Origin of the sequence: Methanoculleus sp. UBA430, assembly GCF_002506585.1 — an archaeon.
GTDB lineage: Archaea > Halobacteriota > Methanomicrobia > Methanomicrobiales > Methanoculleaceae > Methanoculleus.
Genome location: NZ_DAXW01000009.1, coordinates 35,791 through 43,757 on the forward strand (window position 1 = coordinate 35,791; position 7,967 = coordinate 43,757).

Below are 7,967 nucleotides of genomic sequence, written 5' to 3' on the forward strand. Positions count from 1 at the left end.
ACCAACCCGGAACCCCAATCCTGAGGGCAGGTTCCCAACAAAGGCTATATAGCAGCAGGACGAGTCTTGAGCAGTGATCTCTCCCGTGACATCCGCCGGTGGCGATGCATACATTACACTTCTGGGACGTTCAACGTGGGCGCTCGTCAACGCTTATCATGCAGTCCTGCGGGAGAAGGGGTTGCGCCCCGAACGGGTCTCTATCGTCACCGAGGAGCCGTACGCAGAAGATGCATCGACCGCAGCCGAGGCTGTCCGGATAGTCTCGGGACGCTACGGGGTTCTTCCCGTGATCGAAGTGATAGTCCTGCCTGAAGCGGACTTCGTCCGGGCCGGGCAGACGATCCGCTCGCTTGCAAACGATTTTATCCGGCAGGGGTTCGACGTGGCGATCGATATCACCTCGGGGAGGAAGGTCACGGTCGCCGGAGCGCTCATCGCGGTCTCCGTTGCGGGGCTCGACCTCCGGCACATCTACTACCTCGCCATGAAGAGCACCGACGACGTCGCAAAGCCGTACATGATGATCCCGCATCAGATCCAGAGGATCCGCGACATCATGGAGGATGCGGGGGCACGGCCGTGAACGACGTGGTCATCCGGGAGGACGAGGTGCAGGTCTTCCTCAACAGCCTCGATACGGTTCGTGTCTCCTACCCGCTCTACGAGGGGGACCTCCTCGTCGCACGCCCCGAGGGGACCGGTTTTCGGCTCGAACTGCCTGCAACGCGTGAGACGTTCCAGGACTGGCTCTCGGCGTACGGACCGATCGCGGGCGAACTTCCCTCGTACGGCGACCTCCAGGAGTGCATGTTTGCAAGCGGGATCGCGCGTTACGTGAACCAGGCCGCCTTTGAATCGATGCTGATATCCTACGGGCAGTTGAAGAAGACCGTCTTCTTCGGCCTGGATACGAACCTCTTCTACCACGGGTTTGTATCGAACAACCCGGGCATCAACCCCGCTTCCTACCTGATCGTCGAGACCGTCCGGGACGAGATCACCTACGCCATCAACCGCAAGTACCCGGCGAAGATGATCGAGGAGATGGCGGCGCACGCGCCCCGCTGCCGTGAGTTCATCAGAGAACTCGAGAACAAGCGGATGAAACGGTCCCGGAAAGCGGCATACCTCGCGCTGAAAGAGTACCGCACCATCCGCGACCGGGCGATGGAGATAACGTCACCGGAGAAGCATACGCATCTTTCGGAGGAGAACGACCGAAACATCGTCTCAGCGCTCCGGAAGTTTGAGGAGGAGCGCTACGCCTTCCCGGTTCTCCTCACCGCCGACATCTATATGGCGGACCTCTGCATGGCCGAAGGGCTTGAGTACTTCTACTTTGACCGCCCATACCTACTGGAGGCAACGACCTGCACGGCGCCGGAGTTCCGGCGGCTGCTCTTCAACCTCGCGGCCGTCTTCGGGTTCGTGCGGTGCAACGGCGTCACCCTCTTCGGGGAATACGGCGGAAAGGGCAACGACCTGGACGAACTGAAGGCGCGGTTCGAGGACGATGGGGCCTACCGTGAATTCACAAAGGATGTAGAAGTATGCAGGAGACTCGCGGCACTCGGCATAACACGGTAGAGGCGGTCCTCTGCGACATGGACAACACCCTCTTCGACCTCGTCGGAGCGAAGCGGGAGGCATGCCGGTGCGTGGTCGATTACCTCGGGACCGGAGATCCCGAGGCACTCTTCTTAACGTTCCTCCGGGGGGTCTACGGGTTCGAGGACCCGAGAAACATACGCGACTACCTTGAAGACCTCGGGGTGTACGAGCCCGGGGTGCTCGAGGTCTGCTGCCGCACCTACGACGACGTCAAACTCGATACGGTCGAGGCGTATCCGGGTGTCGAAGAGACGCTCGGGTGCCTCGCGGACGCCGGGATCGGGCTCGCGGTCGTCACCGACGCGGAGGCGTTCCAGGCACGCCGGCGGCTCGATAAGACCGGACTCATCGATTACTTTGAGATCGTGGTGACCCCGGAGGTCTCGGGAAGGCGGAAGCCGGAGCCCGACTCCCTCCTCTGCGCCCTCCGGCAGCTCGATACGGCTCCGGCGGAGGCGATGATGGTCGGGGATAGCCTGGTCCGCGACATCGCCCCGGGGAGACAGCTGGGCATGACAACCGCGTTTGCCGCCTACGGCGACTGGCGTGCAGACCGGCCGGCGGCGATCGAGGCGGATATCGTTCTCGCTGCGTTCTCCGAACTCCCGGGCCACGTGGGGATTTTCGGCCGGTAGAGCGTCAGCAGAGCGGTTCGGGAGACTGCGACCCCGGCACCGGAAGGCGCGCGCCGTGGATGATGAACGGCTGGTCGGTCTCTGCAACCTTGCCGAGGACGATCGCTTTTCCCGCCCGGGTCATCGCGAAGACCGGGATCGACGTCCCCGCCTGCAGGAGCGCGGTCTTCGCCGCCTCACGGATATGCTGTGAAGCGCATGCGGTGACCAGGTCTGCCGCGCCGGCCATCAGGACCGCGTCCTCCTGCGAGACACCGGTCGTGTGGACGGCGACGATCACGGTCTCCGGGAACCGTTCGCGGATAGCCGCCGCCTCGGCGGCAATGGCGGTGGTGACGGCGATCCGCCGGTGGCCGAGCGTTCGCGCCAGGGCGACGCCGGCGATCTGGTCGATGACGGCAGTCCCTGGGTCGAGGACCACACCTCCGTTCTCCTCGATCCGTGCGATCACCGCCGGGATCGGGCATGTCTTCACGAGGCCCGACATCCGGCCGCCGATCCCCTGGATGAGGGCGGGGTTTGCTGCAACCAGCGTCCCGGCCCCGTCGGAGGCGATCACTACGGCGTCGAGGTCCCCTCGCCGGACAGCGCTGCTCAGGAGTTCCGACGCCCCGAAGGGGACGAAGTCCGGTCCGGCAAGGACCTCGCGCTCCGGCGTGCACATCCCGAAGGACCGGATACGCGCCTCGATGTTTCTCTGTATCGCCTCGGGCGTCATCTCCTCGACCGGGCAGGCAAATCGCCGTGCCAGCGGGCAGTCCCGGATCTGCGGCGTCCCGACCTCGACCACCCGGCCGTTCCGGATCACGACCCGGCACCTGCCGGCGGCTTCTATGATATGCTCGTCACGGCCGCTCATGGTTGCACGTCCTGCATACTACCGGGTATGATGGGTATGAGGAATAATTCTGTCCCTTCCGGCCCCGGGTAACGCTTATCCGGTAGTCCTTCCTTGTGAGTGTGGGAGATCTGGTGATACAGACACAGCAGATAGATGGGATGAGGGAGGAAGATGGGTCGGATCTGTAGTCCGTTCGTCGTGATCGAGTGCAGCCGGCAGTGCGGATTTACCCGGATCTACAACGAACCCACCGAAGAGCAGAGCGAGGAGATCGCCGGGATGAAGATCTGTCCCGCCTGCGGCGCCCCTGTCCGGAGAAGGACTTTCTGACGGCAACCATGCCGGGAGAGCGTTACTGGGAGATCGATCTCGCCCGGGGCGTCGCCGTCGTGACGATGATCGTCTTTCACTCCGCCTTCGACCTCAACTTCTTCGGGGTCCTACCGCTCGACGTCTCCGGCGGGTTCCTCCGGATGCTCGCCTACCTGACCGCATCGACGTTCATCTTCCTCGTCGGGGTCTCCTTCACGATCAGTTACGCCCGGGCGGAGCGGCGGCTCACCGGGCGCGACCTCGCGCTCAAATACGCCCGGCGCGGCCTCTCGATATTCGCCCTCGGCCTCGTCATCACCACCGTCACCTGGCTCTTCCTGCCGTCCGTCTACATCGTCTTCGGTATTCTGCACTTCATCGGCATCGCCGTCCTGCTCGCGCCGCTCTTTGCACGGTTCGGCACGACAAACCTCATCATCGCGAGTATCGCCTGCCTCCTCGCCGGCTACGCCACGAACGCCGTCACGGGCCCCTGGGGCCTCCTCTGGCTCGGCATCCACCCGGCGTCGTTTGCGAGCCTCGACTACGTGCCGCTCCTCCCCTGGTTCGGCCTCGTCCTCGCCGGGATGGCCTGCGGGTCGCTCTTCTACCCGGACGGCGTGCGAGGGTTCACGCTCCGGACGGCGGAGCCGGCGGCAGCCCGTCCTCTCTCGATCCTCGGCCGTCACTCGCTCGCCATCTACTTCCTGCACCAGCCCCTCATCCTGCTCCTGATCGCGGTCCTCGCGCCCGACGCGGTGACGGGGCTCCCATGAGGGGTGCGAGGACCGCCGGGAAGCGCAACTCTGCGAGGAGTGAGTCAGCGACAGAAAGCATTTGACGGTAGAGCGGGAAATAATATGGAGGGAAGATAGGGCGCTCGGAAGTTCAACACAGGCTATTGCACGTTCTTCTCCCGCCCCGCCTACCGGGCATCCCGGCACGATCGAGACGATGCCCGGAACGCTCATGAACAACGTGAGCCCGGAATACCCGGATTGGGTGAGCCTATGACAGACGCAGCATGGATCATATTCATTATTAGCATAGTGGCGCTCCTGGCATTGGACCTCGGCGTCTTCAACCGCAAGGCCCATATCATAAAACCGAGGGAGGCGCTCCTGCAGGTCGCCGTCTTCATCGCCGCCGCGGTGATCTTCAATATCGGGATATACATCTGGATGGGGCCTCAGGCCGGACTGGAGTTCACCACCGGCTACATCATGGAGCTGATGCTCTCCGTCGACAACCTCTTCGTCTTCGTCATCGTCTTCGCCTCATTCTGCGTGCCGGCAGAGGACCAGCACAAGGTGCTCTTCTACGGCATCTTAGGGGCCCTGGTCTTCCGGTTTGCATTCATCACGGCAGGTGTGGCGCTGGTGGAGACGTTCTCCTGGATGCTCTACCTCTTCGGTGCCTTCCTGATCTTCACCGCCATCAGGATGGTGACCAAGAAGGAGGAGGCAGCGGTCGAACCGGACAAGAACATCCTGGTCCGCGCGTTCCGCAAGATCATGCCGGTCACAAAGGGTTACGAAGGCGACAAATTTTTCGTCAAGAAGCGGGATGCAACCGGCAACCTGGTGACCTGGGCCACTCCCATGTTCGTGACCCTGCTGGTGGTGGAGACCACCGACATCATGTTCGCCGTGGACTCCATCCCCGCCATCCTCGGCATCACCACCAACTCGTTCATCGTCTTCAGTTCCAATGCCTTCGCCATTCTCGGCCTGAGGTCGATGTACTTCGCGCTGGCGCACGTCATGAACGCTTTCTGTTACCTGAAGTACGGTCTGGCCGGTATCCTCAGCTTTGTCGGTGTCAAGATGCTCTTCGCCGACCTCTACCATGTCCCGGTGACGAACTCGCTCGCCGTCATCATCCTGATCCTGGCAGTGGCCATCGTCGCGTCGTTGATCAGGACCCGCCGCACCGGGACCTGTCCGGTGATGGAGGAGGTGCAGGCCGCGGCCTGCCCTGCCCTCCGGAGCCTCGATGCAGATGATTCGCCGGCCACCCGGGCAGAGACGGCCTGTCCCGCATTGGAGGAACTCAGGGAGACCGGGAACGACAATAAGTGACCCGCCGTGTCGGTTCACAATCGGGAAGGACAGAGCTGTTCTCTCTGCTGCATCACCGTCCCTCCCCTTTTTTTCTGCCCGCATCTCACCGGTACCACGCTCCCTTCGTATTCTAAACGAACCGCCGGGCTTGAAGACCGGAGCCTTTCCGCTCCGCTCCCTTCGTCTCGCAAGATAAACGCCGCCCGGCGCAGGAGGCCGGACGCGAAGAGCAATCGACCTCTAAAAGACGAACGGGAGAAAGAGCGCCGTCGGCGTCCTACTCCTCAAGCAGCGGCACGTCGGCAAATGCCAGAACGTCAAAGACCCCGCGCTCCGTGACCCGGATCTCGGGGATGACGGTCAGGGCGAGGAACGAGAGATACATGAAGGGGTTCTCGATAGACCCCAGCCGCCGGGCATGCTCCTCAAGGGTACCAAGGCGCTGCACGACCTCCCCGTAGGGGAGCGCCGACATCAGCCCGGCACACTCGAGGGGGAGCGCGGTCACCTCACGGCTGGATACCACCGCGAGCCCCCCGCCGAGCCGAACCACCTCGCCGATGGCCCGGACGATATCGGGGTCGTCGACCCCGACGGCGACGATGTTGTGGGAGTCGTGGGAGACCGAGCCTGCGATCGCCCCCTCCTGCAGGCCGAATCCATGGACGAGTCCGATGCCGGATCCCCCGGCCCGGTAACGGTCGGTGACGACCGCTTTGAGGATGTCCCGGCCGGTGTCCGGGATACCGGCGGCGTCCACCGGGCAGCGAAGGTCGCGAGTCGTGATCTGCCCGGGCACGATCCCGATCACCCGCGCCTCTCCTTTCCCGGCGATCCGTATATCCCGGGGTTCCGGCACGCGGGCGTTCAGGGTGGCCGCAGGGCAGACCGGCAGCCGGTAGCCGGCGTCGATCACCTCGACGCCGCGCTTGAACGTCTGCAGGACGTGGAAGCGCTCCGGGTCGTCGACGACGCAGAAGTCGGCGAGCCTCCCGGGAGCGAGGGCGCCCCGGTCGTGGAGACCGAACCGCCCGGCAGCCGAGAGGGTGGCCATACGGAGCGCCATTTCGACCTTGAGGCCGGAGGCGACCGCTTTCCGGATGCAATCATCGATATGCCCCTCACCGGCGAGCATATCGGCATGCCGGTCGTCGGTGGCAAAGCAGCACCGCGGCGCCGTGCAGGCGTCGACGAGCGGTAGGAGATCTTTCAGGTTCTTCTCCGTCGAGCCTTCCCGGACCAGGATGTACATTCCCCGGAGGAGTTTCTCCCGTGCCTCCGCGAGGGTCGTACACTCGTGGTCGCTTCCCGTCCCCGCATAGATGTAAGCGTTCAGGTCCTTCCCGGAGAGGAACGGCGCATGACCGTCCACGACCTCGAAGAGGTTCATCTTCGCCCGGAGGTCCTCGTCGCCGGCGAGGACACCGGGGACGTTCATCACCTCGGCAAGCCCGATGACGCCCTCCCGCCCCCGGAACCCGGCGAGGTCGGTTGCGGCAAGCACGGCGCCGCCCACATCGAGGGGGGTTGCCGGGACGCAGGAGGGGAGCATGACCAGGATATCGAGCGATGTCCGCGCTCCCTCGGCAAGCATGTATTCGATCCCCGACGCTCCGCAGACGTTCGCTATCTCGTGGGGATCGGCGATCACCGTCGTTGTGCCGTGGGCAAGGACGAGCCGGGCATACTCCGACGGCGCGAGGAGCGAACTCTCGATGTGGACGTGGGCGTCGATCAGCCCGGGCACTACGTAGGTCCCCGTAAGGTCGTAATCCTTCCTCCCCCGGTAGTCTCCAAAGCCAACGACGCGACCGTCCTTGACCGCAAAGTCCACGCGCTCCCAGGCGCACGCGAACGGGTTGAAGACCTCGCCGCCGGAGAAGACGGCATCAGCCGGTTCGAGCCCCCGCGCCGCCGCAAGCCCGGAGAGCGTCAGGCTGCCACCTCAAGGTCGCGGATGACGGACGTCCTCCGCTCCTGCCCGACGAATATGGTCAGGAAGACCCTGTACGACCCGGGCTCGAGGTCGACCGAGATTGCGTAATCGTTCTCCCCCTGGTCGAGGTTTATGTATCGCGCCCCGGAGAAGACTTCGTGCTGTTCAAGTGCCCCCACCTCCACGACCGTCACCTGGAGCACGGCATCCTCAACGGGCCCGGCAGTGTTCTCCACGTGTACCTGCAGGGCGCCGTCGCCGTAGGTCACCTCGCCAAACGATGTGGAGACGCACCCCGAAGCCCCGATGAGGACGGTAAGAGCCAGTATCAGAAAACCCACGTATTTGCTGGACATTCGCTGGGAGGACCGAAGAAGCGCGCTACGCCGGGACGGCGTAGTGCGGGCCATTGAACCTTCCGGTATTCTCCCGTTCACCTCTCTTATTCACAATTTTGGCTGCTATTATTAATATATTGTCAACTACCTCCCTAGCGGAGTGGGCTTGCAATCGGGGTCTGAAGACCACACGGTTGCAAGTCAACTACCCCGCCCTTCAGGGCGGGG

General features: G+C 63.6%; 9 protein-coding genes. 6 read left to right on the top strand and 3 right to left on the bottom strand.

Features of this window, described 5'->3' with window-relative positions:
- Nucleotides 1-85 precede the first annotated feature (85 nt).
- From BRA49_RS06370 to BRA49_RS06380, 3 genes are read left to right on the top strand one after another with little or no spacing between them, the layout of a single operon-like run.
- Entirely contained in the window at nt 86-586 is a 501-nt protein-coding gene (locus tag BRA49_RS06370; RefSeq protein WP_292384490.1) for a hypothetical protein, read from the top strand.
- Nucleotides 583-1,590 carry a hypothetical protein gene (locus BRA49_RS06375; protein ID WP_292384492.1) on the top strand — a complete coding sequence of 336 codons (1,008 nt, stop codon included), beginning with the start codon at nt 583-585 and terminating at the stop codon, nt 1,588-1,590. Before BRA49_RS06370 ends, BRA49_RS06375 begins: the two co-directional genes overlap by 4 nt.
- Nucleotides 1,554-2,249, top strand: a complete 696-nt coding sequence (locus tag BRA49_RS06380; RefSeq protein WP_292384493.1) for an HAD family hydrolase — start codon at nt 1,554-1,556, stop codon at nt 2,247-2,249. The genes BRA49_RS06375 and BRA49_RS06380 overlap by 37 nt, the downstream gene beginning before the upstream one ends.
- Before the next feature lie 4 nt (nt 2,250-2,253).
- On the opposite strand, the gene BRA49_RS06385 is transcribed toward BRA49_RS06380, so the two are convergent.
- The gene (locus BRA49_RS06385; protein WP_292384494.1) at nt 2,254-3,108 is read right to left on the bottom strand and encodes a methanogenesis marker 8 protein; all 855 of its coding nucleotides are present in this window, start codon (nt 3,106-3,108) and stop codon (nt 2,254-2,256) included.
- A 153-nt stretch (nt 3,109-3,261) separates the two neighbouring features.
- Between BRA49_RS06385 and BRA49_RS06390 the strand changes: the two genes are divergently transcribed.
- The 3 genes from BRA49_RS06390 (at nt 3,262) to BRA49_RS06400 (ending at nt 5,483) form a co-directional block, all read left to right on the top strand.
- Nucleotides 3,262-3,420: a hypothetical protein gene (locus tag BRA49_RS06390; RefSeq protein ID WP_292384496.1), complete on the top strand. Its 159-nt coding sequence runs from the start codon at nt 3,262-3,264 to the stop codon at nt 3,418-3,420.
- 8 nt (nt 3,421-3,428) lie between these two features.
- Nucleotides 3,429-4,178, top strand: a complete 750-nt coding sequence (locus BRA49_RS06395; protein ID WP_292384498.1) for a heparan-alpha-glucosaminide N-acetyltransferase — start codon at nt 3,429-3,431, stop codon at nt 4,176-4,178.
- A 234-nt stretch (nt 4,179-4,412) separates the two neighbouring features.
- Nucleotides 4,413-5,483 carry a TerC family protein gene (locus BRA49_RS06400; RefSeq protein WP_292384500.1) on the top strand — a complete coding sequence of 357 codons (1,071 nt, stop codon included), beginning with the start codon at nt 4,413-4,415 and terminating at the stop codon, nt 5,481-5,483.
- Nucleotides 5,484-5,742: 259 nt separating this feature from the next.
- On the opposite strand, the gene ade is transcribed toward BRA49_RS06400, so the two are convergent.
- Together ade and BRA49_RS06410 are read right to left on the bottom strand one after the other, a co-directional pair.
- The gene (gene ade / locus BRA49_RS06405) at nt 5,743-7,299 is read right to left on the bottom strand and encodes an adenine deaminase (protein WP_292384502.1); all 1,557 of its coding nucleotides are present in this window, start codon (nt 7,297-7,299) and stop codon (nt 5,743-5,745) included.
- Between the two features lie 98 nt (nt 7,300-7,397).
- The gene (locus BRA49_RS06410) at nt 7,398-7,757 is read right to left on the bottom strand and encodes a hypothetical protein (RefSeq protein ID WP_292384503.1); all 360 of its coding nucleotides are present in this window, start codon (nt 7,755-7,757) and stop codon (nt 7,398-7,400) included.
- Between the last annotated feature and the right edge of the window lie 210 nt (nt 7,758-7,967).

What these genes read in the sequence shown, in the direction of transcription:
- BRA49_RS06400 (WP_292384500.1), top strand. Translation starts at nt 4,413, where the DNA reads ATGACAGACGCAGCATGGATCATATTCATTATTAGCATAGTGGCGCTC.
- BRA49_RS06385 (WP_292384494.1), bottom strand. Translation starts at nt 3,108, where the DNA reads ATGAGCGGCCGTGACGAGCATATCATAGAAGCCGCCGGCAGGTGCCGG.
- BRA49_RS06380 (WP_292384493.1), top strand. Translation starts at nt 1,554, where the DNA reads ATGCAGGAGACTCGCGGCACTCGGCATAACACGGTAGAGGCGGTCCTC.
- BRA49_RS06390 (WP_292384496.1), top strand. Translation starts at nt 3,262, where the DNA reads ATGGGTCGGATCTGTAGTCCGTTCGTCGTGATCGAGTGCAGCCGGCAG.
- BRA49_RS06410 (WP_292384503.1), bottom strand. Translation starts at nt 7,757, where the DNA reads ATGTCCAGCAAATACGTGGGTTTTCTGATACTGGCTCTTACCGTCCTC.
- BRA49_RS06395 (WP_292384498.1), top strand. Translation starts at nt 3,429, where the DNA reads ATGCCGGGAGAGCGTTACTGGGAGATCGATCTCGCCCGGGGCGTCGCC.